This is a genomic window from Pelomonas sp. Root1444, assembly GCF_001426885.1.
Taxonomy (GTDB): domain Bacteria; phylum Pseudomonadota; class Gammaproteobacteria; order Burkholderiales; family Burkholderiaceae_C; genus Pelomonas.
Window position 1 is genome coordinate 1,380,920 of sequence record NZ_LMFP01000003.1, and the last position, 23,051, is coordinate 1,403,970.

20 protein-coding genes are annotated in these 23,051 nt (G+C 70.3%); 7 read left to right on the forward strand and 13 right to left on the reverse strand.

What is annotated here, in order from left to right; genetic code table 11:
• The first annotated feature begins 67 nt into the window (after positions 1–67).
• Entirely contained in the window at positions 68–937 is an 870-nt protein-coding gene (locus ASD35_RS09020) for a pirin family protein (RefSeq protein ID WP_056874663.1), read from the forward strand.
• A 28-nt stretch (positions 938–965) separates the two neighbouring features.
• Positions 966–1,571 carry a DUF938 domain-containing protein gene (locus tag ASD35_RS09025; RefSeq protein ID WP_056874508.1) on the forward strand — a complete coding sequence of 202 codons (606 nt, stop codon included), beginning with the start codon at positions 966–968 and terminating at the stop codon, positions 1,569–1,571.
• A 12-nt stretch (positions 1,572–1,583) separates the two neighbouring features.
• Here ASD35_RS09025 and ASD35_RS09030 read toward each other — a convergent pair whose 3' ends face one another.
• The gene (locus tag ASD35_RS09030; protein WP_056874509.1) at positions 1,584–1,991 is read right to left on the reverse strand and encodes a hypothetical protein; all 408 of its coding nucleotides are present in this window, start codon (positions 1,989–1,991) and stop codon (positions 1,584–1,586) included.
• A 25-nt stretch (positions 1,992–2,016) separates the two neighbouring features.
• Positions 2,017–2,925, reverse strand: coding sequence for a LysR family transcriptional regulator (locus ASD35_RS09035; protein WP_056874510.1), 909 nt, complete (start codon positions 2,923–2,925; stop codon positions 2,017–2,019).
• 120 nt (positions 2,926–3,045) lie between these two features.
• Between ASD35_RS09035 and ASD35_RS09040 the strand changes: the two genes are divergently transcribed.
• Positions 3,046–3,798: a glucose 1-dehydrogenase gene (locus ASD35_RS09040; RefSeq protein WP_056874511.1), complete on the forward strand. Its 753-nt coding sequence runs from the start codon at positions 3,046–3,048 to the stop codon at positions 3,796–3,798.
• Positions 3,799–3,875: 77 nt separating this feature from the next.
• Here the strand turns inward: ASD35_RS09040 and ASD35_RS09045 are convergent, their stop codons facing one another.
• The 4 genes from ASD35_RS09045 to ASD35_RS27550 form a co-directional block, all read right to left on the reverse strand.
• Positions 3,876–4,607, reverse strand: a complete 732-nt coding sequence (locus tag ASD35_RS09045; protein WP_056874512.1) for an ABC transporter ATP-binding protein — start codon at positions 4,605–4,607, stop codon at positions 3,876–3,878.
• On the reverse strand, positions 4,604–6,379 hold the full coding sequence (locus ASD35_RS09050; RefSeq protein WP_056874513.1) for an ATP-binding cassette domain-containing protein: 1,776 nt from the start codon (positions 6,377–6,379) through the stop codon (positions 4,604–4,606). The genes ASD35_RS09045 and ASD35_RS09050 overlap by 4 nt, the downstream gene beginning before the upstream one ends.
• A gap of 2 nt (positions 6,380–6,381) precedes the next feature.
• Positions 6,382–7,419 carry a branched-chain amino acid ABC transporter permease gene (locus tag ASD35_RS09055; RefSeq protein ID WP_056874514.1) on the reverse strand — a complete coding sequence of 346 codons (1,038 nt, stop codon included), beginning with the start codon at positions 7,417–7,419 and terminating at the stop codon, positions 6,382–6,384.
• 124 nt (positions 7,420–7,543) lie between these two features.
• Entirely contained in the window at positions 7,544–7,990 is a 447-nt protein-coding gene (locus tag ASD35_RS27550; RefSeq protein WP_162254437.1) for a BON domain-containing protein, read from the reverse strand.
• Between the two features lie 195 nt (positions 7,991–8,185).
• Here ASD35_RS27550 and ASD35_RS09065 point away from each other — a divergent pair, with 195 nt between their 5' ends.
• Positions 8,186–10,069 carry an AsmA family protein gene (locus tag ASD35_RS09065; RefSeq protein ID WP_056874516.1) on the forward strand — a complete coding sequence of 628 codons (1,884 nt, stop codon included), beginning with the start codon at positions 8,186–8,188 and terminating at the stop codon, positions 10,067–10,069.
• A 51-nt stretch (positions 10,070–10,120) separates the two neighbouring features.
• Here ASD35_RS09065 and ASD35_RS09070 read toward each other — a convergent pair whose 3' ends face one another.
• Complete coding sequence (locus ASD35_RS09070) at positions 10,121–10,585, reverse strand: hypothetical protein (protein ID WP_162254438.1); 465 nt, start codon at positions 10,583–10,585, stop codon at positions 10,121–10,123.
• A gap of 303 nt (positions 10,586–10,888) precedes the next feature.
• On the opposite strand from ASD35_RS09070, the gene ASD35_RS09075 reads away from it, so the two are divergent.
• The 3 genes from ASD35_RS09075 to ASD35_RS09085 are packed head-to-tail and all read left to right on the forward strand — an operon-like array spanning position 10,889 to position 15,271.
• A complete protein-coding gene (locus ASD35_RS09075; RefSeq protein WP_056874518.1) occupies positions 10,889–12,763 on the forward strand; it encodes a TonB-dependent siderophore receptor in 1,875 nt (624 codons plus the stop codon).
• Positions 12,763–13,323: a YfiR family protein gene (locus ASD35_RS09080; protein ID WP_056874519.1), complete on the forward strand. Its 561-nt coding sequence runs from the start codon at positions 12,763–12,765 to the stop codon at positions 13,321–13,323. The genes ASD35_RS09075 and ASD35_RS09080 overlap by 1 nt, the downstream gene beginning before the upstream one ends.
• A 1-nt stretch (position 13,324) precedes the next feature.
• Complete coding sequence (locus ASD35_RS09085; RefSeq protein WP_056874520.1) at positions 13,325–15,271, forward strand: ATP-binding protein; 1,947 nt, start codon at positions 13,325–13,327, stop codon at positions 15,269–15,271.
• A gap of 4 nt (positions 15,272–15,275) precedes the next feature.
• Here the strand turns inward: ASD35_RS09085 and ASD35_RS09090 are convergent, their stop codons facing one another.
• The 6 genes from ASD35_RS09090 to ASD35_RS09115 all read right to left on the reverse strand — a co-directional run bounded on the left by ASD35_RS09090 (position 15,276) and on the right by ASD35_RS09115 (position 23,051).
• A complete protein-coding gene (locus ASD35_RS09090; protein WP_056874521.1) occupies positions 15,276–17,522 on the reverse strand; it encodes a LamG-like jellyroll fold domain-containing protein in 2,247 nt (748 codons plus the stop codon).
• Positions 17,523–17,677: 155 nt separating this feature from the next.
• Positions 17,678–18,634 (reverse strand): LysR family transcriptional regulator, encoded by a 957-nt coding sequence (locus tag ASD35_RS09095; RefSeq protein WP_056874522.1) that lies wholly within the window; start codon positions 18,632–18,634, stop codon positions 17,678–17,680.
• 40 nt (positions 18,635–18,674) lie between these two features.
• Positions 18,675–19,442 (reverse strand): SDR family oxidoreductase, encoded by a 768-nt coding sequence (locus ASD35_RS09100; protein WP_056874523.1) that lies wholly within the window; start codon positions 19,440–19,442, stop codon positions 18,675–18,677.
• Between the two features lie 3 nt (positions 19,443–19,445).
• Positions 19,446–20,393: an L-arabinose ABC transporter permease AraH gene (gene araH / locus ASD35_RS09105; protein ID WP_235538277.1), complete on the reverse strand. Its 948-nt coding sequence runs from the start codon at positions 20,391–20,393 to the stop codon at positions 19,446–19,448.
• 44 nt (positions 20,394–20,437) lie between these two features.
• Positions 20,438–21,958, reverse strand: a complete 1,521-nt coding sequence (gene araG / locus ASD35_RS09110) for an L-arabinose ABC transporter ATP-binding protein AraG (protein ID WP_056874525.1) — start codon at positions 21,956–21,958, stop codon at positions 20,438–20,440.
• Positions 21,959–22,079: 121 nt separating this feature from the next.
• Positions 22,080–23,051, reverse strand: a complete 972-nt coding sequence (locus tag ASD35_RS09115) for an arabinose ABC transporter substrate-binding protein (protein ID WP_056874526.1) — start codon at positions 23,049–23,051, stop codon at positions 22,080–22,082.

Genomic DNA, 23,051 nt, shown 5'->3' on the forward strand with positions numbered 1-23,051 from the left:
CATCGCCCAAGGCGGGCCGGCTTGGGAGCGGCCCGGCGCTCGGCCCGCCAACACTGAAAGGAACACCGTGAACACCGTCGCCACATCCCTGCTGAACCAACCGCGCGAGGTCGAGCGCCTGGTCGCCGGCCAACCGACCAGCGACGGTGCCGGCGTGAAGCTCAACCGCGTGCTGACGCAGAACCTGCAGCGCCGGCTGGACCCGTTCCTGATGCTGGACGCCTTCGGCACTGACAACCCGGACGACTACATCGCCGGCTTCCCCGACCACCCGCACCGCGGCTTCGAGACCATCACCTACATGCTCGCGGGCCGCATGCGCCATCGCGACTCCGCCGGCAACGAAGGCCTGATCAGCGACGGCGGCGTGCAGTGGATGACCGCCGGCCGCGGCGTCATCCACAGCGAGACGCCGGAGCAGAACGCGGGCCGCATGGCCGGCTTCCAGCTGTGGCTGAACCTGGCCGCAAAGGACAAGCTGCGCGCGCCCTGGTACCGCGACGTGGCCGGCCACGAGGTGCCGGAGTTGGAGCGCGACGGCGTCAAGGCGCGCGTCATCGCAGGCGCCAGTCACGGCGTGAGCGGCGCCGTGCAGCGCGAGACCACCGAGCCGCTCTACCTGGACCTGCACTTCGCGCCCGGCGCCCGCTTCGAGCAGCTGCTGCCACCCGAGTTCAACGCTTTCGTCTATGTCTACGAAGGCGCGTTGAAGTTCGAGACCGGCTGCCTCGTGCCGTCGGGCCGCATGGCCATCCTGGCCAACACGCCGGGCAGCGACGGCGCGCGCCTGCAGGCCGGTGAGGCCGCAACGCGCGCGCTGCTGATCGCCGGCAAGCCGCTGGGCGAGCCCATCGCGCAGTACGGCCCCTTCGTCATGAACACCGAGGCCGAGCTGGTGCAGGCGGTGCGGGACTTCCAGGCGGGGCGGCTGGCCTGAGGGCGCTGCGCGCAGGCAAGATGCGCGCATGACCGATCTCCGCCGCCACAGCCCCGCCAGCGAGCGCAACGGGCCGCCCATCCTGGCGGCCCTGCAGCGCCTGCTCCCGCCCGCCGGCGTGTTGCTGGAAGTCGCCAGCGGCACCGGCCAGCATGCGGCCTTCTGCAGCGCCGGGCTGCCCGGCTGGCAGTGGCTGCCCAGCGACTTCGACGCCGCGGCGCTGCCGTCGATTGCCGCCTGGTGCGCGGGCCTGCGCAACGTGCAGGCGCCCATCACGCTGAATGTGCTCGACGACCCCTGGGCCGGCGTGCCACCGCAGGTCGATGCGATCTACTGCGCCAACATGATCCACATCGCGCCCTGGGCCTGCACGGCGGCGCTGATGCGCGGTGCGGCGCGCCATCTCGCGCCGCGCGGGCTGCTGATCACCTACGGCCCCTACCTGCTCGACGACGAGCCCACGGCGCCCAGCAACCTCGCCTTCGACGCCGACCTGCGGACGCGCAACCCCGCGTGGGGCATCCGCCGCCTGGCCGACGTGGCCGGAGAAGCCGCCGCCGTCGGCCTGATGCTGAGCGAGCGGCTGGACATGCCGGCGAACAACAAGCTGTTGGCCTGGAGCCGCCCGGACTGAGCGGGTGTGAGGTCAGCGGCCAGGGGACGGCCCGACACGCGCGGCCAGCCGCAGCACCTGGCAGCCCAGCACGAACGCGACACAGGCGGACACGGACGCGCCGAGCAGCCACGGGTCAGACGGGAACACGAGGACATAGCCCTTCCCCTTGATCAGCGTGGCGAAGCTGGACACGCCGAACGGCATCATGAACAGCCGGAACGTCTGCCAGCGCGCGGCGCTGGACGTGGCCGTACCCGTGGCGCTCGAGACGCTCAGCCGCAGCGCAAGCCCGATGACGAGGCTGATGCCGGCCGAGTTCAGCCAGATGGCGGGCGACGGGTCGAACAGCGCCGATACGTTGACGAGGTACCACAGCAGGTAGCACCAGAGCACCGTCTTGCCGGCAGGGAGGGTTGCGAAGTAGTGGAGCAGGCGCATGGCCGCGTGCTTGCAAGATTGATGCTCAGGCCAGCCCGGCGGCCAGGTGGTCGCCAAACGCCCTGACCTTGCCGGAGGAGCGCCGCTGCGGTGGGCTGACGAGTTGCATCGGCAGCGCCCGCCCCAGCCAGTTCGGCATGGCGAACTGCACCTCCCCCCGCGCCACCTCGGTCTCGAACAGCCATCCCGGCGCATAGGCCAGGCCCATGCCGGCCAGCACGGCCTCGCGCACCGCCTCGCCGCTGTTGGTGCGCAGGCTGCCGGCCACACGCACGCTGACCTCGCTGCCCGGCGGCGCGCTGGCGCCTGGGCCGGCCTCGAAGGACCAGACCGGGCCGGCGCGCAGTTCGCTGTAGACGATGCAGTTGTGCCGCGGCAGGTCCGCCGGCTCACGCGGCGGCGCCATGCCCAAGGTCTCGAAATACCCGCGCCGCGCGACGACGCAGCGGCGGACGGTGCCGATGCGCCGCGCCACCAGGCTGGAATCGGGCTGTTCGCCAACGCGTACGGCGATGTCGATGCCTTGCTCGATGAGATCCACGAAGCCGTCATGCAGTTGCAGGTCGACCTTCACGCCTGGGTGGGCGGCCTGGAAGCTGCGCACCAGCGGCACCAGCTTCATGCGGCCGAAGGTGCCCGAGGCCGCCACGCGCAGCCAGCCCTGCAGCCGGTGTTCGCCGGCGCGCAGCTCGCTCTCGGCTTCGGCGACTTCGGCGACGAGGCGCCGCGCCTGCTCGACGTAGCGTTCGCCAGCGTCCGTCAGCTTCAACGCCCGTGTGCTGCGCGCCAGCAGCTGCGCGCCGAGCGCCTTCTCCAGCGCCGCCACCTGCTTGCTGACAGCGCTCTGCGTGCTGCCCAACTCCCGCGCGGCGGCCGAGAAGCTCCCCAGCTCCACGACCCGCACCAGGGTCTGCATCGCCTGCAACCGGTCCATCTCTTCCCACCTTTGCCTTTGATTCCCGACCGGAATAAATCTTAGGCAGTTGGGCCGGCTACCGCTTCGGTCGAGCGGCAATCACAGTGAAGTCACTCAACCACTCCGCGGAGATTTCACATGACTTCACCCATCGTCCTCATCACCGGCGCGCTGACCGGCATCGGCCGCGCCACGGCGCTCGCTTTCGCGAAGGAAGGCGCCACCGTCGTCGTCAGCGGCCGACGCGAGCCGGAAGGCCAGGCCCTGGTTGCCGAACTGAAAGCCGTGGGCGCCGCGGACGCCGCCTTCATCCGCGCCGATGTGCGGGAAGAGGCCGACGTGCGCACCCTCGTCGAGCAGACCGTGACCCGCTTCGGCCGCCTGGACGTGGCCGTCAACAACGCCGGCGTCGAAGGCGCGACCGGCCCCATCACCGAGCAGGGTGCCGACAACTACGACCTCATCTTCGACAGCAACGTACGCGGCGTGCTGTTCTCGCTGAAGCACGAGATGCGCGCCATGCTGGGCCAGGGTGGCGGCGCCATCGTCAATCTGTCGTCGGTGGCAGGCTTGATCGGCTTCCCCGGCGCCTCGGTCTACGTGGCCAGCAAGCACGCGGTCGAAGGCCTGACCAAGAGCGCGGCGCTGGAAGGTGCGGCGGCCGGCGTGCGCGTCAACGCGGTCGCGCCCGGCCCGATCCAGACCGACATGCTGGAACGCTTCGTCGGCCGCAGCGAAGACGCCAAGGCCGGCATGCGCGCGGGCAACCCGACGCAGCGCTTCGGCACCGTGGACGAGGTGGCGCAGACCATCGTGTTCCTGGCCAGCGACAAGGCGCGGTACCTGACGGGGCAGTCGCTGGCGGTGGATGGCGGATTTACGGCGCAGTGAGCGCCTGGCGATCGTGTTTGAGACCCCTGTGAAGGATCTGCAGGAATCGGGTCCGGCAACGCTCGTTCAATCACGCGCTAGCCTTGATGTCCCGCCCCAAGATACGTCTCAATGACCCGCGGATCCGCCGCCAGTTGATCCGCCGGCCCGGTCAATCCAAACTCGCCCGTCTCCAGCACATGCCCATGGTCCGCCACGCGCAGCGCGGCGCGGGCGTTCTGTTCGACGAGCAGGATGCTGACACCGCTGGCGCGCAGGTCATCGACGATGGAAAAAATTTCGCGCACGATCAGTGGTGCCAGGCCCAGGCTGGGCTCATCGAGCATCAAGAGCTTGGGCTGGCCCATCAGCGCGCGGCCGAGTGCCAGCATCTGGCGTTCGCCGCCGGACAGCGTGCCGGCTTGTTGCGCGCGGCGCTCCTTCAGCCGCGGGAAGCGCGTGTAGACGCTCTCCAGTCCGTCGCGCCAACGCTTGTCGCCCAGCTTCTTGGGCCGCCAGCCGCCGAGCAGCAGGTTGTCTTCCACCGTCATCGTGCCGAACAGCTCGCGCTTCTCCGGAACGAGCGCGAGGCCGGCCATGACGCGCTCTTCCAGCGTCAGCTCGGCGATGTCCTCGCCCGCGAAACGCAGGACGCTGCTGCGCGACGGGATCAGTCCCATCAATGCGCCCAGCAGCGTGGACTTGCCGGCGCCGTTGGGACCGATGACGGTGACGACGCTCTTCTCCTCGGCCGTGAAGCTCAGCCCATGCAGCACTTCGGCGCGGCCGTAGCCGGCGTGCAGGTCGACCACTTCCAGGAGCGCGTTCATTCATCCGCTCCCAGGTAAGCCGCACGCACCGCCGGGCTGGCCTGCACCTCGGCGGGCGTGCCTTCCATCAGCCAGCGGCCGAACTCCATGACGACGATGCGGTCGGTGAGCTTCATGACGAAGTCCATGTCGTGCTCGACCAGCAGCAGCGACAGGCCTTCGGCCTTGAGCTGCCTCAGCACCTCGGCCAAGGCCTCCTTCTCCTTGTGGCGCAAGCCGGCGGCGGGTTCGTCCAGCAGCAGCAGCGACGGGTCGCTGGCCAGCGCGCGGGCGATCTCCACCAGGCGCTGCGGGCCCAGCGCGAGATTGCCGGCCAGCTCGTGCGCCTGCTCGGCCAGGCCGATGCGGCGCAACTGGCGCAGCGCTTCGGCGCGGGCCTGGGCTTCCTCGGCCGCATTCAGGCCGAGCATCGCGCGGACGGTGCCGGTACGCGTGCGCAGGTAGGTGCCTAACGCGACGTTCTCCAGCACCGTCATATCGGGCACCAGCTTGACATGCTGGAAGGTGCGCGACAGGCCGGCGCGTGCGATCTCGCGGCTGCTGTGGCCGTCGACACGCAGGCCCAGCAACTCCACCTCGCCGCCGGTCAGCGGCAGCACGCCGGAGATCAGGTTGAAGGTGGTGCTCTTGCCGGCGCCGTTGGGGCCGATCAGGCCGACGATGTCACCGGCGCTGATCTTGAAGCTGATGTCGTTGACGGCGACGAGGCCGCCGAACTGCTTGCGGATGGCGCGCACGTCCAGCAGTGCGGCGCCGGCTTGCGGATGCCTGCGCGAGCTCAGGGGCGGCACGTTCTCATCCACCGCCCGCTGGCGCGGGGCCGGCAGCCAGCGGGCAATCAAGGGCCACAGGCCGTCCGGCGCAAAGCGCAGCACCAGCACCAGCACGACGCCGAAGACGATGATTTCGTAGTTGCCCGAACCGCCGAAGATCATCGGCAGCCAGACCTTCAGCTGGTCCTCGGCCAGCTTGACCAGCGCCGCGCCGGTGAAGGCGCCGCCCACTGTGGCGATGCCGCCCAGCACGGCCATGAACAGGTACTCGATGCCGAACTTGATGCCGAAGGGCGACGGGTTCACGCTGCGCTGCATGTGGGCGTAGAGCCAGCCCGACAGCGAGGCCAGCAGTGCCGCGATGACGAACATCACCAGCTTGTAGCGGAAGGTGGACGCGCCCATCGCCTCGGGCATGGTCGCCCCGCCACCGCGGTGCGCGTTCATCGCCCGCATGATGCGGCCGGGCCGCGAGTCCAGCAGCCGGGTGATGGCGACCGCGGCCAACAGCGCCGCCAGCCAGATCAGCAGGTAGATGCGGCGCTCGCTCTGGAAGCTGAAGTCCCCGATCTGCAGCGCCGGCAGGCCCAGCAGGCCGTCGTACTTGCCCAGCGCCTCCAGGTTGCCGACGAGGTAGTACAGCGCCAGGCACCAGCAGATGGTGGCCAGCGGCAGGTAGTGGCCCGACATGCGCAGCGTCATCGCACCGATCGCCAGCGCCAGCACCAGCGTGAGGGCCAGGCCGACCACCAGCCCCAGCCAGGGCGACAGCGCCAGCGTCGTCGACACATAGGCCGTCGCATAGGCGCCGATGCCGGCGAAGGCCGCCTGGCCGAAGGACGTGAGCCCACCGACGCCGGTCAGCAGCACCAGCCCCAGCACGACGAGCGAGAAGAGCCCGATGTAGTTGAGCTGGGTGATCCAGAAGTCGGGCACCGGCGCGAAGGGCAGCACAAGCAGCGCGACCGCGGCGGCGATCGCCAGGTGGGTGCGGTTCATGCTCAGTGCTCCTCGTGGTGCGGGTCCACGAAGGACCGCCACAGGAGGATGGGCAGAATCACCGTGAACACGATGACCTCCTTGAACGCGCTGGCCCAGAAGGAGCCGAAGCTCTCGATCAGCCCCACGCCGACCGCGCCGGCCAGCGCCATCGGGAAGCTGGCCAGGCCGGCGAACACCGCGGCGACGAAGCCCTTGAGGCCGATCAGGAAGCCGGTGTCGTAATAGATGGTCGTCGATGGCGAAATGAGCAGCCCGGACAGCGCGCCGATGAAGGCAGCCATCGTGAAACTCATGCTGCCGGCCGCATCGCCCGAGATGCCCATCAGCCGCGCACCGGTGCGGTTGACCGACGTGGCGCGCAGCGCCTTGCCCGTCAGCGTGCGCTCGAAGAACAGGAACATCGCCAGCAGCAGCACCAGCGAGGCCCCGAAGATGATCAGCGTCTGGCCCGTGAAGCTCAGCGGGCCGACGTCGAAGCGCGCCTCCCAGAAGGCCGGCGTCCGGTAGCCCTCGGCGCCGAAGAACACGAGGCCCACGCCGGTCAGCGCGAAGTGCACGCCGACCGAGACGATGAGCAGCGTCAGCACGCTGGCGCCGGACAGCGCCCGGTAGGCCAGGCGGTACAGCAGCGGGCCCATGCAGGTGACGATGGCCAGCGTGACGAGCACCTGCACGATCAACGCGTGCTGCCGCTGCACGAACTGCGGCGCCACGAGAGCGATGATGAAGGGGAAGCTCAGCGTGCGCGCCAGGCTGGCAGCGAGGCGTGCCGCCGGCCAGCGCTCACGCAGGCCCTGCGCCAGGTCCAGCACGGCGACGGCCACGGCCATCAGCAGCAGCAGCCACACCGTGCCCGGCACCTTGCCCATCTGCATGGCGGCCAGCGTCAACGCGCCGAAGGCGACGAACTCGCCCTGCGGGATGAAGATGATGCGGGTGACCGAAAAGACGAGGACCAGGGCCAGCGCGACGAGGGCGTAGATGGCCCCGTTGGTCAGGCCGTCGAGGCCGAGGATGGCGGCAATCGTGAGGTCCATGGCGACGCGGGGTGGAGGGTCGCCCATCGTATCGGCGAACCCCCGCAGCGCCCCTGGGGCTCACCATGAGAGGTGCTATCAAAAAGGGCGCCCCCGGGGCGCCCCTTGTCGAGCAGCGGCCCGATCAGCTGTTGCGGCTGACGACCAGCTGGTTGTTGACCTGCTTCACGCCATCCACGGCAGAAGCCAGCGTCGCGGCGCGTTCGCGCGATTGCGGGTCCGGCGCCTGGCCGGTCAGCGTGACCTGGCCTTCGCGCGTATCGACGTTGATCTGCGTGGCCTTGAGCTTGTCGTCCACGGCAAGGGCGGCGTTGACCTTGGCGGTGATGGCCATGTCGGTCGTGACCTCGGCCGTGCGGTCGGCCGCGCGGGAGCTCTTCATCTCCGCATCGTTCATCGCCTGTTGCGCATCGCGCTTGGTCTCGTTGGCCTCGCGCTTGGCATCGGCGACCGCGCCGTCCAGGCGCTGGCCGGCCGTCAGGTCTTCATCGTTGTTGCGGCTGCAAGCCGTCAGGGCAGCGGCCACTGCAAGCGTGGCCAGCAAGGGGATTCGGGTGGTGGTCGGTGTCATCGGGCGTCCTTTCGGGGGTTGAGGCCTCGAGGGCCGGTGCCAACACTTTGGGCGCCACGCACGCCGTTGAAGACCAGCCCATGCGCCAACGATGTGTCGGACCATGCCGACAGGCGCCGCGGCCCGGTCATGTCCTACAGGCACCGGCGCCACCGTCCCACGCCCGCTGCCGGGCCCGCTGCCCAGCATGGCGGCATGAACAAGAAGAGGGGCCTGCTCATTGCCGGTGGGGTGACCGCGGTCGCGGTCGCTGCACTCGTCGCGCTGGACGCGGCCGGCTGGCCGGGCCTCGCGCCGCAGCTGGCGGAGCGCGCGGGCCACGGGCTGTCGGTGGACGCGGCGACGCGCCTGCACCTGCTGTGGAAGCCGCGCCTGGAGGCGCCGCGGCTGCGCGTGACAGGCCTGAAAGGCGAGCCGTTGGCCGATGCGCATGACGTCGTGCTGGCCTGGCGCTGGGGCGACATCTGGGACTGGCGGCGCGGCGCGCCGCTGCGGCTGCGGCTGGTGCAGGCGGAAGGCTTGTCGCTGAACTGGCAGCGCGACGAGGCGGGCCGCACCGCCTGGCCGCTGCAGCCGGACGGCGCTCGCGACAAGCCGACGCCAATGCCGCAGATCGACCAGCTCATCGTGCACAACGGCACTGCAAAGCTCGACGATGCGCCGCTGCAGCTGCTGGCCGACGCGCGCTTCGCCACCGAGCCGGACGGCCATTGGAAGGCCGACATGAAGGGCAAGCTGCGCGGCCAGCAGCTGGCGCTGAACGCGGAGGCCAGCGCCGGCCTGGCGCTGGTGTCACCGCCCGAGGCCGGCGCGCCGCCGGTCCAATTGCGCCTGGAGTTGACGCAGGGCCGCGAGCGGCTGGCCTTCGCCGGCGCGGCCGCCTCGCTGCTGGACGCCCGCGCGCTGGACGGCCAGTTGCAGGTGCGGGGCAGCTCGCTGGCTGCCGTCGGCCGGCCTTTCGGTGTGACGCTGCCGACGACGCCGGCCTTCGACCTCGCCGGCCGGTTGCAACACGCCTCAGGCGTCTGGCAGCTGGGTGGCGTGCGCGCGCGCATCGGCCAGAGCCGGCTCGGCGGCGACTTCATCTTCGACACGCGGGCCGAGCGCCCGATGCTCAGCGGCCTGCTGCGCGGCGGTCCGCTGCGGCTGGCGGACCTGGGCCCCGCCGTCGGCGCCGATGCGCCGCCCAGCCGCCCCGGCCGCGTGCTGCCCGACCGGCCGCTGGACCTGCCGTCACTGCGCGCGATGGACGCCCGTGTCGCCGTGGCGTTGAACCAGCTTGACCTGGGCACCGCCAAGCTCGAACCGCTCGCACCGGTGAACGCCAGCCTGGTGCTGGAGGGCGGCGTGCTGACGCTCAACCACCTCAACGCCGGCGTGGCCGGCGGCGAGGTCACCGGCTCGGCCCGGCTGGACCCGCGCGATGCGCCGCCCCTGTGGCAGGCACGGCTGGATGCGCACGGCATGGCCATCGAGCGCTGGCTGAAGTTCGACACCAAGCCCCTGGCCAGCGACCCGGTGACGGGGCGGCTCAAGGCGCAGCTCGACGTGCAAGGCCGCGGCCGCAGCATCGCCGAACTGCTGGGCAGCCTGAGCGGGCCGGTGCAGCTGCGCTTGGAGAACGGCAGCGTCTCCCACCTGCTGACCGAGGCCATGGGGTTGGATATCGCCCAGGGCCTGGGCCTGCTGTTGCGCGGCGACCAGAAGCTGGCGCTGAACTGCGCCAGCCTGGACGGCCGCTTCAATGCCGGCACGCTGCGACCCCGCACCGCGCTGATGGACAACCGCGACAGCCGCATCGACCTGGACGGCCGCATCAGCCTGAAGGACGAAACGCTGGACCTGCGCCTGGTCGCCCATCCCAAGGACTTCTCGCCGCTGACGCTGCGCGCGCCGTTGCGCCTGCAAGGCACGCTGGCCGAACCGCGCGTGGCGCTGGAAGGCAAGCGCCTGGGTGGCCGCGCCATCGCGGCGCTGGCGCTGGGCTCGCTGTCTCCGCCAGCAGCGCTGCTCGCCTTCATCGACCCGGGCGAAGACCTGCCGCCGGTGGATTGCAGCCTCACGCCGCGAAAAAGTTGAGCCGTCGTCCAGTCTTGCCGCGCTGAACGCGGGCAAGCGAGGAAGTCAGGGTCAACGTCGCCGGTGCGGCTGCTCGTGGACGGCGTCGAGGAATTCGGCCAGCGTCTCGCGACAGGGGCCGTCGGGGCAGAGGAACAGGCCCTCGGCCTCGGCCGGCACGTCGGTGGCGAAGCCGAGGGTGCTCAAGGAGTTCACCGCGTCACCGCAGAGCGCGATGGTGCGGCCGCAGCGCCAGGCCATCTTCAACAGCGCCTGCAGGCGCGCGCAGCCGGTGGGTGCGGCCCAGACGTCGGAGTTCAGCACGACCAGGCCGTCAGCCCAGTCTGCCGCCGGCGGCGGTTCGCCGAAGTCGTCATCCAGGCACCAGTTCATCAGGCTGACCTCTTCACCGTGCAGCGCGTGCAGCGCGTCGCCATGGCGGTTCATCACCTCGGCTGTGCCGATGACGCAAATCAGCACGTCGGTCGCTTGCGACGGCTCAATACCGGGCCTCGGGGGGCAGTCGGTTGCAGCCATGGTGCGTCTCCGCTCGATGTCCATGTCAGCACTTTGACCCCGGGCGGGGAGCGGGCCTGTGAGTTGCCGGCGCGACGCCGCGTAGGACGGCGCCGCTCCGGCGGCGGCTGCACTGGTCGCGCGCGAGCGCTTTCCGTGCACGATCTGACGCTATGTTGCACGGTGCGTTGCTGCGCTCGTACCACTGAGCTATCGTCCCAACACCACGCACAGTGGTGGGAGGGGTGCATGGGTCTGTCTCCGTATCGGTCTCGGCGCCTTGCAGCCGCGGCCCTGACGGTCCAACTGTCGGTATCGCCCGCGGTGGCGCGGCCCAACTTTGTCGATTTCAGCCTCGAGGAGCTGAGCCACGTGGTCATCACGTCGGCCGCCAAGCGCGAGCAACGCCTGGCCGACGTACCGTCCTCGCTGTTCGTCATCACCGCCGACGACATCCGCCGCAGCGGCTTCACGCGCCTGCCCGAGGTGCTGCGCCTGGCGCCCAACCTGCACGTGGCTCAGGTCTACGGCAGCGGCTACGGCATCAGCGCGCGCGGCTTCAATGCCGGCTCGGCGAACAAGCTGCTGGTGCTGATCGACGGTCGGTCCGTCTACACGCCGCTGTTCGCCGGCGTGTTCTGGGACGCGCAGGACGTGGCCCTGGAAGACGTCGAGCGCATCGAGGTGGCCAGCGGCCCCGGCAGCACGCTGTGGGGCGTCAACGCGGTCAACGGCGTCATCAACATCATCACGCGCAGCGCCGCCAATACCCGCGGCAGCCTGGTGTCCGCGGCGGCCGGCAACCGCGAGCGCAGCGCGTTGGTGCGCCATGGCCTGAAGCTCGGCGACGGCCCCGACGGTGGCGACCTGCGCCTGTACCTCAAGCGCTCCGACCAGCGCCACTCCGAAACCGCCGCCGGCACGCCGGTGGACGACGCCGGCCACCTCGTGCAGGGCGGCTTCCGCGCCGACTGGGGCCGGGCCGAAGAACGCTTCACGCTGCTGGGCAACGCCTACCGCGGCAACCACGGCCAGCCGCTGCCAGGCAGCATCCACATCGACGGTGTCGATTTCGCGCTGGACACCATCCGCCTGTCGGGCGCCAATCTGCTGGCACGCTGGGAGCGGCCGCTTGGGGGCGGCGAGCTCAGCGTGCAGGGCTACCTGGACCGCACGACGCGCGTCACGCCGCCCACCTTCGACGAGACGCTGACCATCGCCGACCTGGACGTGCAATACCAGCTGCGGCCCACGCCCGCACACACCGTCGTGCTGGGGCTCAACCACCGCCGCTCGCAGGACCGTGTCGGCCACAGCGCGCCGGAGTTCGCCTTCCTGCCCGAGCGCCTGAGCCAGCGCTGGACCAGCGTGTTCGCACAGGACGAGGTCCAGCTCGCCGAGTCGCTGCGCCTGACGCTGGGCGCTCGCCTCGAACGCAACGACTACACGGGCAACGAGGTGCTGCCCAACCTGCGCCTGGCCTGGCAGCCGGCGCCCGGGCACTTGTGGTGGGCCTCGGCCGCGCGCACCGTGCGCGCGCCGTCGCGGCTGGACCGCGACATCTACATCCCGGCCCAGCCGCCTTTCATCCTGTATGGCGACGCGGGCTTTCGCGCCGAAACGGCCAACGTGCTGGAGCTGGGCTACCGCGGCCAGCCGCTGGAGGCACTCACGCTGTCGGCCACCGCCTTCCAGGGCCGCTACGACCACCTGCACACGCAGGAGCTGGCGCCCAGCAACACGCAGGTCTACTTCGGCAACGGCATGCGCGGCCGTGTCAGCGGCATCGAGAGCTGGGCCAGCCTGCAGGCCACGCCGTGGCTGCGCCTGCATGGCGGCCTGACGCTGCTGCAGCCGCGCCTGGCACTCAAGCCCGGCAGCCGCGACACGGCGGACTCGGTCGCCGTGGCCGAAGGCGCGATGCCGCGCCGGCTGTGGCAGCTTCGCGCCGCCTTCAACCTGCCGCGCGAGACCGAGCTCGACCTGATGCTGCGCCACGCGTCGGCCCTCGATACACCCGGCGTGCCGGCCTACACGGTGCTGGACCTGCGGCTGGGCACCCGGCTGACCCCTGACGCCGAGATTGCGCTGACCGCGCAGAACCTGCTGGACCGCGGCCATGGCGAGTTCACCGAGGTCGAGACGCGCCAGCACATCGGCCGCAACCTGATGCTGCAGCTGAAGCTGCGCTTCCCCTGATGACGGCTCCCCTGCTCGACCGTCGCCGCTTGCTGCTTGCGGCCCTGGGCGCCGCGTCGGCCGGCGCGCGCGCGGCCGCCGACGATGGCCCGGGCGTCGAATACCAGGTCAAGGCGGCCTTTGTCTGCAAGTTCGGCAACTACATCGACTGGCCGCCGCAGGCGCTGGGCGCGGCCGGCGACCCGTTCCGCATCGGCGTGCTTGCGAGCGCCGCGGTGGCGGAGGAATTCCGCCGCACGGGCGCCGCGGCCTCGGTGGCGGGCCGGCAGATCGAGGTGCGGAAGCTGGCACGCGGTGACTCCCCCGACGGGCTGCAGCTGGTGTTCGTGTCGAAGGCGATGTCCGCGCACGCCGCCGAGCTGCTCGCGGCCTTGCAGGGGCGGCCGGTGCTGACCGTCACCGAGTTCGACCGCGGCGGCACCACCGGCATGATCAACTTCGTCGTCGTCGAGGACAAGGTGCGCTTCGACATCCTGTTACCGACGCTCGCGCAGAGCGGCCTCAAGATCAGCGTGCGCCTGCTCGGCGTGGCACGCCGGGTTGAAGGCGCGAGGACATAGCATGTTCAGGCTATCGCTCCAGCGCAGGCTGCTCGGCGTCACGATGCTGACGTCGCTGGTGGCGTTGCTCGTGGCGCTGGGCGCGATGGTGGCCTACGACCTGCGCGCCTACCACGAGGGATGGGTGGCCGACCTCAAGGCCCAGACCGAGCTGCTCGGCCGCGCCACGGCACCCGCGCTGGAGTTCGACGACCACAAGGTCGCCAGCGAGAACCTCGCGCTGCTGCGCCTGCAGCCCAAGATCAAGGCGGCGGCCGTCTACAGCGCCGACGGGGAGCGGTTTGCGTCCTATGTCGGAGCGGGCGTGGATGCCACACTGCCGGCGCACGCCGAGGACGCCGGCGTGCGCCGCACCGGCGGCGATCTGATCGTCGTGCAGGCGATCCAGCAGGATGGCCGAACCATAGGCAGCGTGCTGCTGCGCGCCGAGTACGCGCTCTACGACCGCGTGCTGACCTACATCGGCATCTCCGCCGCCGTCGCCGTCGTGGCACTGGGCATCGCGATGCTGTTGTCGCTGCGCCTGCAGCGCGCCGTGGTGCAGCCCATCCTGGCCATGAGCGACGTGGCGCGCGACGTCATGCAGCGCCAGGACTATTCGCGCCGCGCGCCCAAGGTGACCGATGACGAAGTCGGCGTGCTGGCCGAGTCCTTCAACGGCATGCTGGGCGAGATCGAGCGCCGCTCGCACGAGGTGCTGCGGCTCAACGAGGAGCTGGAGACGCGCGTGCGCGAGCGCACCGCCCAGCTGGAATGCTCCAACGAGGAGCTGAAGCACGCAACCGACGTCGCCGAGAAGGCCAACCGCGCCAAATCGGAGTTCCTGTCCAGCATGAGCCACGAGTTGCGCACGCCGCTGAACGCCATCATCGGCTTCGGGCAGCTGCTGGGCACCGACGTCACCGACGCCAACCCCGAGCGCCGGCGCGAGTTCGTCGACCACATCGTCGGCGCCGGCAAGCACCTGCTGACGCTGATCAACGAAATCCTGAACCTGGCCCGCATCGAGAGCGGCCATGTCGAGCTGTCGCTGGAGCCGGTGCTGATGGACGAGGTGCTGGCCGAATGCCGCAAGATGATCGAGCCGCTGGCCCAGCAGCGCGGCATTGCCACGCAGTTCTCGAGCGGCGGCGGCTGGGTCGCGCTGGCGGACCGCATGCGGCTCAAGCAGGTGCTGCTCAATCTTGTCAGCAATGCGATCAAGTACAACCGGCCGAACGGCTCGGTGTATGTGGGCTGCGATGCGCTCGGCCCGCACCAGCTGCGCATCACCGTGCAGGACACCGGCCGCGGGTTGCGGCCCGAGCAGGTGCAGGCGCTGTTCCAGCCCTTCAACCGCCTGGGCCAGGAGGCCGGCCCCGAGCAGGGCACCGGCATCGGCCTGGTCGTCACGCGCCGGCTCGTCGAGCTGATGGGCGGGCAGATCAGCGTGCACAGCAGCCCGGGAGAGGGCAGCGTGTTCACGGTCGACCTGCAGGCCAGCGAGATGCCCGTACTGCCGCGCGCCGAGACCGACTGGGGTGCGCTGACCGAGCTGGCAACGCCGCGCGGCGGGGCGCCGGTCGCCACGGTGCTCTACGTGGAGGACAACCCCGCCAGCCGCAAGCTGGTGGAGGAGCTGCTGCGGCCACGCACCGACCTGCGCCTGCTGTCGGCGGCCGACGGCCGCACGGGGGTGAACATCGCGCTGGCGGAGCGGCCCGACGTCATCCTGATGGACAACAACATGCCGCTGATGAGCGGCCGCGAGGCGCAGGCCCTCTTGAAGCGGGACCCGCGCACGGCCGACATCCCGGTCATCGCGCTGACGGCGAATGCGATGCCGGACGCCGCCGCCTCGGGGCTGGCGGCCGGTTTCTTCCGCTACCTGACCAAGCCGCTGGATGCGGGCCAGCTGATGAACGCGCTGGACAGCGCGCTGGACGTGACACGCCAGCGCCGCAGCTGAAGCCTCAGGCCCTGGCCAGCGCCTGCACCGCGGCCGCGTCCAGCGCGCCGCCATAGATGCGGAAGTCCTGCAGCCGGCCGTTGAAGTACGGGTCCGCGCCGTACTGCGCGCGGCCCAGCCAGTTGTGCGTCGTGTTGCCGAGCTGGTAGGGCGCCAGGTCCATCGTCGTGATCGAGGACGCAGCCAGACCGTCCACGTACAGCGTGCAGGTGCGGTCGCGCAGCGTGACGGCCAAGTGCACCCAGCGGCCTTTCGGCAGCGCACCGGTCGACACCGTCTGCTCGCCGAAATAGCTGGTGTTGGTGACGCTGACACGCATGGCGTCGGGACTGACCAGCAGCGCGAGGTAGGTGATGTCCGTCGATCCGAAGTCGAACACGCGCGCGTTGCCGCGGGTCACGCCGTTCCACCAGACCCAGGCGGTCAGCGTCACGTCGCCGGTGCGCGCCAGCAGGCCCACGGGCATTTCAAGGTGACCCGAGCTGCCGTCGAGCACCAGCGCCTGCCGGTTGGCCTGGCGGCCGGCGCCCCAGGATGCGCCGCCCTTCAGCGCGGCGTTCAGGCCGCGGCCGCTGGTGTCCCGCGCACCGGTGCCCTGGCCGTCGTCGAGCGGCAGGTTGATCAGCAGCGGTGCATCGAGGTCGACCGTCGATGTGGCGGATGTCGACAGCGTCGCACCGGCGCCGTCCAACGCGCGGATCTGGTACTGCCAGCGGCCGCCGGTGGCCGACGCGTCGGTCCATGTGTTCAGCTCGCCCGCCGGCACGCGGGCCAGCTCGGTGTAGGCGCTGGAGCCCGCAGCGACGCGCATGACGGCATGCACCGCCGCGTCGGCGCTGCCCCACCACGACAGCTGCGCCGCGCCGCCGCGCACGATGGCCTGCACCCCGCTGGGCGGCACGCGGGACTTCTCCGCATCGCGCGAATAGGTCAGCGTGCCGAAGCTGAGGTCGTCGCCGAGCCAGGTGTTGCCCTCGGGCCGCAGCTGCGCGGCCAGCGCCGTCACCGACGGCGCTGCCAGGCCCTTGCGCTTCACGTAGTGGTTGTAGATCGCCTCCCAGCAGGGGCGCAGGTTGGGCCGCCCACCGTCGGAGACGGCCGTGCGCGTGCCCTGCCGGTTGCTGTAGGTATAGAACGGCAGCGTGTAGAACGCACCCGCGGCGTCGCGCAACTGGGCCTTGGCGACGTACTCGGCACCGGCCAGCAGCCGGTTGTCATCCATGCCGTACAGGTCGTCGCCCTGGTTCCACGCCATCTCGCACAGGTAGCCCGCCATGCCCAGGCTCAGCGTTGCATGGCCCTGGTCGCGGCCGCTCTCCTGCCATTGGCCCATGTGGCCGGGGTGGCGGGCGTAGACCATGTGCTGCGACGCGCCGTTGCCACGGCCGTTGCTGACGAAGTAGTCGAGCGCCTCCTGGTAGACGTCCGCGCGGTCGCAGAAGACGCCGAACGACAGCATGCCCACCAGGCACACGAGGTCCCAGTTGGCCCAGTGGTTGGTGACGTTGGAGCCGGCGTGGGTCTTCAGGAAGGTGCTGGTCAGCGGGTAGAAATGCTTCAGCAGCCACTGCTGGCAGGCGGCGAGATCGCTGGCGCTCCAGCCGGGGTAGGTGCGCAGGATCTCCGCCGCGTTGGCCCACTGGTAGCCGTAGATGCCGGCGGCGAGGTAGTGGTCGTTGTTGCCGGTCAACGTCGTCATCGTCGAGACCCAGGCGTTGACATAACGCACCGCCTGATCGGCATAGGCCTTGTCGCCGGAGACCTTCCAGCGCAGCGCCAGCTGGTAGGCGCGCTGGGCATCCTCGACCATCGCGCGGAAGTTCTCGCCCTCGCCACCGCGCACCACGGTGGCCAGTGGCTGTGGGTCGCGGCCCAGCTGCGCGCGGCCGCTGGAGGTCAGCGCCCGGTAGCCGCCGACCCAGGGCTCGCGGCCGGCGTTGAGCTGGGTGCGCATGCGCGTGAAGTCGGCCTCGGTGTGCAGCAGGCCGGGGTGGACGAAGGTGCGTGCAGTGCTGGTGCTTGCGACGGCCGCCATGTCGGCCGTCGCGGGGGCCGCCACGGTCGCCGCGCTCGCGGCGCTGCCCGACGCCGTGGCCGCGCCATCGGCCGCGGCCACGGCGTCGGCACCCGCCCCACCGCTGCCACCGCCGCAGCCGGCCACGCCCAGCGTGCCACCGGTCAGGAGAGCCCGCTGCATCCATTGCCGGCGGTTGCCGGTGGCAGCGAGAAACGCATCAAGGTCGAAGTCCATCACGGTGAAACAGCCCAGGGCTAGGTTGACAGGCGCCGCGTTGGCGAGCGGCGCATTCTGTTGTCAATCCCTGCAACGGATGGGCACGGTTTCACTCTGTGACGCTTGGCGTGGTGCCGCATCAACGGCCCCGCCTGCCCCGCACCAAGGCCGTGCTACTTCGGCACCGCGTCGGCGCGCCGGGCCGCCTCTTCGCGCAGGCAGGTGAGCATCAGCTCGGCACCGGGCGAGAGCTGGTGGCCGCGTCGCGTGACGATGCCGTAGGCGTCCATGCGCAGGCCGAGCTCGATGTCCAGCACGGTCAGCAGGCCGGCGTCCAGATAAGGCTGCACCAGCTCCTCGGGCAGCGCAACGATCATGTCGGACTGCATCAGCAGCTTGGTGACGACGGGCAGCGACAGGGTCTCCACCGCCTGCTGCGGCTGGTCGAGGCCGGCGCTCAGGAACAGCGCCGTGAGGCGGTCGCGCAGGATGCTGCCGCTGGGCGGCAGGATCCAGGCCTGCGCGGCCAGCTCGGGCAGGCTGAGGTCGTTGCGGCCCGCCAGCGGGTGGCCGGCGCGCACGATGAGGCTGTGCGGCTCGTCGGTCAACGGCTCGAAGCTGAGTTGCGCGGCGGACTCGCTGTCCAGCACGCGGCCGATGACGAGGTCGAGGTCGCCGTTCTGCAGCTGCTGCGTCATCAACCGGCTGGTGTCCACCGTGATGGCGACATGCACGCGCGGCTGGCGGGCCTTCAGCGCAACGACGGCGGCCGGCAGCAGCGTTGTCGACGGCGTCAGCACCGAGCCGACGGCGACGCGGCCGGACAGGCCCGACAGCAGCTCCATGACCTCCTGGTGGCCGGCGTCCAGCTCGGCCAGCGCGGCGCCGGCGCGGCGGATCATGACCTCGCCATACCAGGTCGGCGCGACGCCGCGCGGCAGCCGCTCGAAGAGCTTCACGCCCAGCGCATGCTCCAGGTCGGCCAGCAGCTTGGACGCCGCCGGCTGCGTCAGGTTGGCGCCCTGCGCCGCATGCAGGATGGAGCCGTGTCGCCCCAGCTCCACCAACAGCACGAGCTGGCGGGTCTTGAGATGGGAACGGACGAAACGGTCTGAGCGGGGATCCGACATGCCGCAATGATGGCAGGTGCGCCTGGTGACGGCGGCGATGCTATTCGTGATAAAGCTGCGAGCGCCCGCCGTCGATGAGGATGTCGGTGGCGTTGATGAAGCGCGCCTCGTCGCTGGCCAGGAACAGCGCCGTGTAGGCCACCTCCTCGGGCGTGCCGATGCGCTTGCAGGGCAGCAGGTCGATCTGGCGCTGCGCCTCCTCGGGCGGCACGCTGGCCAGCCATTCGACGACGCGCTCGGACAGGATGAGCCCGGGCGAGATCGAGTTGACACGCACGTTGCGCGCGGCGTACTCGATGCCCAGCGCCTTGGTCATGCCGATCAGCGCATGCTTGGCGACCGGGTAGGGAAACGCGCCTGGAACGATGCGATGGCCGTGCACCGAGGCGATGTTGACGATGCTGCCGCCACCGCCGGCCAGCATGCCGGGCAGCACGGCGCGGCTGCAGTGCAGCGCGCCTTCGAGGTCCACCGCGAAGCAGCGCCGCCACTGCGCCGGCGTCATCGCGAGCGGCTCGGCGAAGACGTTCATGCCGGCGTTGTTGACGAGCACGTCGATGCGGCCGAAGCGCTCAGTGCCCGCGGCGGCCATCGCCGCCACCGCCGCCTCGTCGGCGATGTCTGCGGCAATGAACATCGCGTTCGCCTCGCCCAGCTCGGCCACCAGCGCCTGCCCGTCAGCGTCCGCATTCAGCCCGTTCAGGATGACCTTGGCGCCCTCGGCGATGAACAGCCGGGCGACGGCCTTGCCGATCCCCTGGGTGGATCCGGTCACCAGCGCGACCTTGCCCTGCAGGCGCATGGTCATCGCTCAGTTCCGGCGCTCGCCCCGGGTCTTCAACTGGTCGAGCAGGACAGCAGCCAGCAGGATCAGGCCGCGCACGAGGTACTGGTAGAAGGCGTCGACGTTGAGCAGGTTCATGACGTTCTCGACCGTGCCCATGATGAGCACGCCGATGACGACGCCGAAGATGCGCGCCTTGCCGCCCTGCAGGGACACGCCGCCCAGCACGCAGGCAGAGATGACGTCCAGCTCGAAGCCGGTGGCCGCGTTGGGCTGGCCGCTGGTGATGCGGGCCGACAGGATCAGGCCGGCCAGCGCGGTGACGACGCCTTGCAGCAGGAAGATCCACACGCGCAGCCGCTCCACGCGCACGCCGGCCAGGCGCGCGGCCTCGGGGTTGCCGCCAATGGCCAGCGTGTTGCGGCCGAACACCGTGTGGTTGAGCAGCACGCCGAAGATCAGGAAGCAGAAGGCTGTCATCCAGATCGGCAGCGGCAGGCCGAAGAAGGCGGTGTCGCCGAAGCTGATGAAGCCCTCGTCGGCGATGCCGACCGCCTGGCCCTGCGAGGCGATGAAGGCCAGGCCGCGCACCATCAGCATGGTCGCCAGCGTGGCGATCAGCGCGTTGACGCGCAGGTAGGCGATCAGCACGCCGTTGCCCGCGCCGATCAGCGCGCCGGCCATCAGCCCGCCGCCGATGGCCAGGCCCACGCTGCCGGTGCGCTCCAGCACCATCGCCCCCAGCACGCCAGCGAAGGCGATCGTGGAGCCGACGGACAGGTCGAAGTCACGCGAGGCCAGGCACAACATCATCGTGCAGGCGACCATGCCGATCTGCGCGACCGACAACAGCAGGCCCACGATGTTGGCCGACGAGAAGAAGTTCTCGACGCTGAAGGACAACACGACGAAGAGCAGCAGGTAGCCCAGCGTCATGCTGTGCTCCTTGAGCAGGGCACGGGCGGGAGAGGTCATGGCGGGGCGCGGGGCGGATTGGGGGAGGCTGGTCGTGTTCATGATCAATGCAGCGGTGCGGCGGGCACGCCGGAAATGCCATCGGGCAGGGCCAGCGCGAGGGCGGCGGTCTCGCTGGCGGTGTCGCGCGTGAGCTCGCCGCTGATGCGGCCGTCGCGCATGACGATGAGGCGGTCGGCGATGCCCAGCACCTCGGGCAGTTCGCTGGAGATGACGATGACGCAGCAGCCCGACGCGGCCACGTCGTGAATGATCTTGTAGATCTCGTTCTTGGCGCCCACGTCGATGCCGCGCGTGGGCTCGTCGAGGATGAGCACCTTCAGCCCCGGCTCGGCCAGCCAGCGCGCGAGGATGACCTTCTGCTGGTTGCCGCCCGACAGCAAGCGGATCTCCTGCTCGCGGCTGGGCGTCTTGATGCGCAGCTTCTTGATGAAGTCGTCGGCGCGCTGCGCCTCCTGGCCGTGGCGCAGGAACACGCCGCCCAGCAGGCCATGGCGGCGGCAGCTGATGTTGATGTTCTCGGCCACCGAGCTGTGCGCCAGAATGCCCTGCTCCTTGCGGTCCTCCGGGCAGAGCACGATGCCCGCGGCGATCGCGTCCGCGGGGCTGCTGGCGGCCACGGTATGGCCGTCCAGCAGCACCTCGCCGCCACGGCGCGCATCGGCGCCGTACAGCAGCCGCATCAGCTCGCTGCGGCCGGCGCCGACCAGGCCGAAGAAGCCCAGCACCTCGCCGCCGCGCATCGCGAAGCTCAGCGGTTCGGGCAGGCGCTCGCTGTGCAGGCCGCGCGCCTCCAGGCGCATGGGGCCGTGCTGGCGCGCGCGGTAGTCGTAGATGTCCTGCAGCTCGCGGCCCACCATGTCGGCGATCAGCCGCTCGCGCGGCACGTCGGCCATCACCTCGTGCGTGACGATCTTGCGGCCGTCGCGGAAGATGGTGCAGGCGTCGCACAGCTCGTACAGCTCTTCCAGCCGGTGCGAGATGTAGATCAGCGTGCGGCCCTCGGAGCGCAGGCGCTTGACCAGGCGGAACAGGATCTCGGTCTCGCGGTGCGACAGGCTGCTGGTCGGCTCGTCGAAGGCGATGACCTTGGCGTCCTGCATGACGGCCTTGCAGATCTCCACCATCTGGCGCTGCGCGATGGACAGCTCGGACAGCCGCATGGCCGGGTCCAGCTCCACGCCGATGGCGGCAAGCTGTTCGGCCACCATGCGGCGCGCGGCCTTGTGGTCGACGAACCCCATGCGCGTGGGCAGCCGGCCCAGCAGCACGTTCTCGGCCACGGTCAGCTCGGAGACGTACTGCAGCTCCTGGTGGATGATGGCCACGCCGGCGGCGATGGCGTCGCCCGCGGACGTGAAGTGGCGCTCCTGGCCGTCGATGAGCAGCCGGCCGCCGTCGGGCTTGTACTGGCCGCCGAGGATCTTCAGCAGCGTGCTCTTGCCGGCGCCGTTCTCGCCGAGCAGACCCATGACCTGGCCTGGCCGTGCCTCGAAGCTGACCCCGTTCAGCGCCTTGACGCCGGGGAACACCTTGCTGATGTTGTCGAACTGCAGGGAAGACATGTCAGTTTCTATTGCCGCAGCTGCGGCTCGTATGCCTGGAACTTGGGGGCCGAGCGTCGGGCCGCGCCCAAGCCGGCCCCGCGGGGGACCGGCCAAGGTACGCCTTGGACGAGGGGCTGGGTCACAACCCCATCTGCTTGCGCAGCTCGGCCTGGTTCTTGCGCGTCATCAGCGTGCCGCTGGTCAGCGTGACGGGCGGGGGCGCCTTGCCCTGGGTGGCCCATTCGAAGACCGCGACGGCCGTCTCGTAGCCGTGGCGCTTGGGGCTGATCAGCACCGTGCCGTAGAAGGCCGTCGGCGTGGGCTTGGTGAACTCGTTGAGCGCCGTCTGGCTGCCGCCGATGCCAATGGCCAGCATCGCGTCCTGCTTGATGCCACGGCCTTCGCCGGCGCGCACGGCGCCCAGCGCGGCTTCGTCGTTCAGCCCGAACGCCACCCAGCGCTTGAACTTGGCGTTCTTCGTGAACGCGATGTTGGCGGCGTTGAAGGCGCTCTCGGTGTCGGTCTTGGCCTGCGGCGCATCGACGATGTTGGCGACCGGCACGCCGGCGGCCTTCAGCGCGTCCACGGCACCCATGGTGCGGTCCTTGGCGGTGGGCAGCTGGTCGAAGGCCACGCGCAGCACGCCGACCTCGTCGAGCTTCCAGCCGCGCGCCTTCATCTCCTCCAGCAGGCCCACGCCCACCTGCTTGCCGATCTCGTAGCCCGAGATGCCCATGTGCGGGATGTCGGCGATGGGCTTGCCGGCGCCGTCGACGAGCTGGTCGTCCACCGACATGACCTTGAGGTTGTGACGCTTGGCGGCGCGGTTGACGGCCACGCCCAGCTTCACGTCGGGCGCGCAGATGACGAAGCCGGCGGCCTTCTGCGCGGCCAGGTTGTCGATGGCGGCCATCATCTTCTCGCCGTTGGGGATGCCGATCTTCACCAGCGTGAAGCCCTTGTCCTTGGCGGCCTGCTCGGCGAAGCGCCATTCGTCCTGGAACCAGGGCTCCTCGGCCTGCTTGACGAGGAAGCCGATCTTGACCGGCTCGGCGGCGTGCAGCGCGAAAGGCGTGGCCAGCAGGGCCAGGGTGAGGGCGCGTCGTTGCAT

Excerpts from the sequence above, each read along its gene's own strand:
- ASD35_RS09025 (WP_056874508.1), top strand. The coding sequence starts at position 966 with ATGACCGATCTCCGCCGCCACAGCCCCGCCAGCGAGCGCAACGGGCCG.
- ASD35_RS09030 (WP_056874509.1), bottom strand. The coding sequence starts at position 1,991 with ATGCGCCTGCTCCACTACTTCGCAACCCTCCCTGCCGGCAAGACGGTG.
- ASD35_RS09035 (WP_056874510.1), bottom strand. The coding sequence starts at position 2,925 with ATGGACCGGTTGCAGGCGATGCAGACCCTGGTGCGGGTCGTGGAGCTG.
- ASD35_RS09040 (WP_056874511.1), top strand. The coding sequence starts at position 3,046 with ATGACTTCACCCATCGTCCTCATCACCGGCGCGCTGACCGGCATCGGC.
- ASD35_RS09045 (WP_056874512.1), bottom strand. The coding sequence starts at position 4,607 with ATGAACGCGCTCCTGGAAGTGGTCGACCTGCACGCCGGCTACGGCCGC.
- ASD35_RS09050 (WP_056874513.1), bottom strand. The coding sequence starts at position 6,379 with ATGAACCGCACCCACCTGGCGATCGCCGCCGCGGTCGCGCTGCTTGTG.
- ASD35_RS09055 (WP_056874514.1), bottom strand. The coding sequence starts at position 7,419 with ATGGACCTCACGATTGCCGCCATCCTCGGCCTCGACGGCCTGACCAAC.
- ASD35_RS27550 (WP_162254437.1), bottom strand. The coding sequence starts at position 7,990 with ATGACACCGACCACCACCCGAATCCCCTTGCTGGCCACGCTTGCAGTG.
- ASD35_RS09065 (WP_056874516.1), top strand. The coding sequence starts at position 8,186 with ATGAACAAGAAGAGGGGCCTGCTCATTGCCGGTGGGGTGACCGCGGTC.
- ASD35_RS09070 (WP_162254438.1), bottom strand. The coding sequence starts at position 10,585 with ATGGCTGCAACCGACTGCCCCCCGAGGCCCGGTATTGAGCCGTCGCAA.
- ASD35_RS09080 (WP_056874519.1), top strand. The coding sequence starts at position 12,763 with ATGACGGCTCCCCTGCTCGACCGTCGCCGCTTGCTGCTTGCGGCCCTG.
- ASD35_RS09085 (WP_056874520.1), top strand. The coding sequence starts at position 13,325 with ATGTTCAGGCTATCGCTCCAGCGCAGGCTGCTCGGCGTCACGATGCTG.
- ASD35_RS09090 (WP_056874521.1), bottom strand. The coding sequence starts at position 17,522 with ATGGACTTCGACCTTGATGCGTTTCTCGCTGCCACCGGCAACCGCCGG.
- ASD35_RS09095 (WP_056874522.1), bottom strand. The coding sequence starts at position 18,634 with ATGTCGGATCCCCGCTCAGACCGTTTCGTCCGTTCCCATCTCAAGACC.
- ASD35_RS09100 (WP_056874523.1), bottom strand. The coding sequence starts at position 19,442 with ATGACCATGCGCCTGCAGGGCAAGGTCGCGCTGGTGACCGGATCCACC.
- araH (WP_235538277.1), bottom strand. The coding sequence starts at position 20,393 with ATGACCTCTCCCGCCCGTGCCCTGCTCAAGGAGCACAGCATGACGCTG.
- araG (WP_056874525.1), bottom strand. The coding sequence starts at position 21,958 with ATGTCTTCCCTGCAGTTCGACAACATCAGCAAGGTGTTCCCCGGCGTC.
- ASD35_RS09115 (WP_056874526.1), bottom strand. The coding sequence starts at position 23,051 with ATGCAACGACGCGCCCTCACCCTGGCCCTGCTGGCCACGCCTTTCGCG.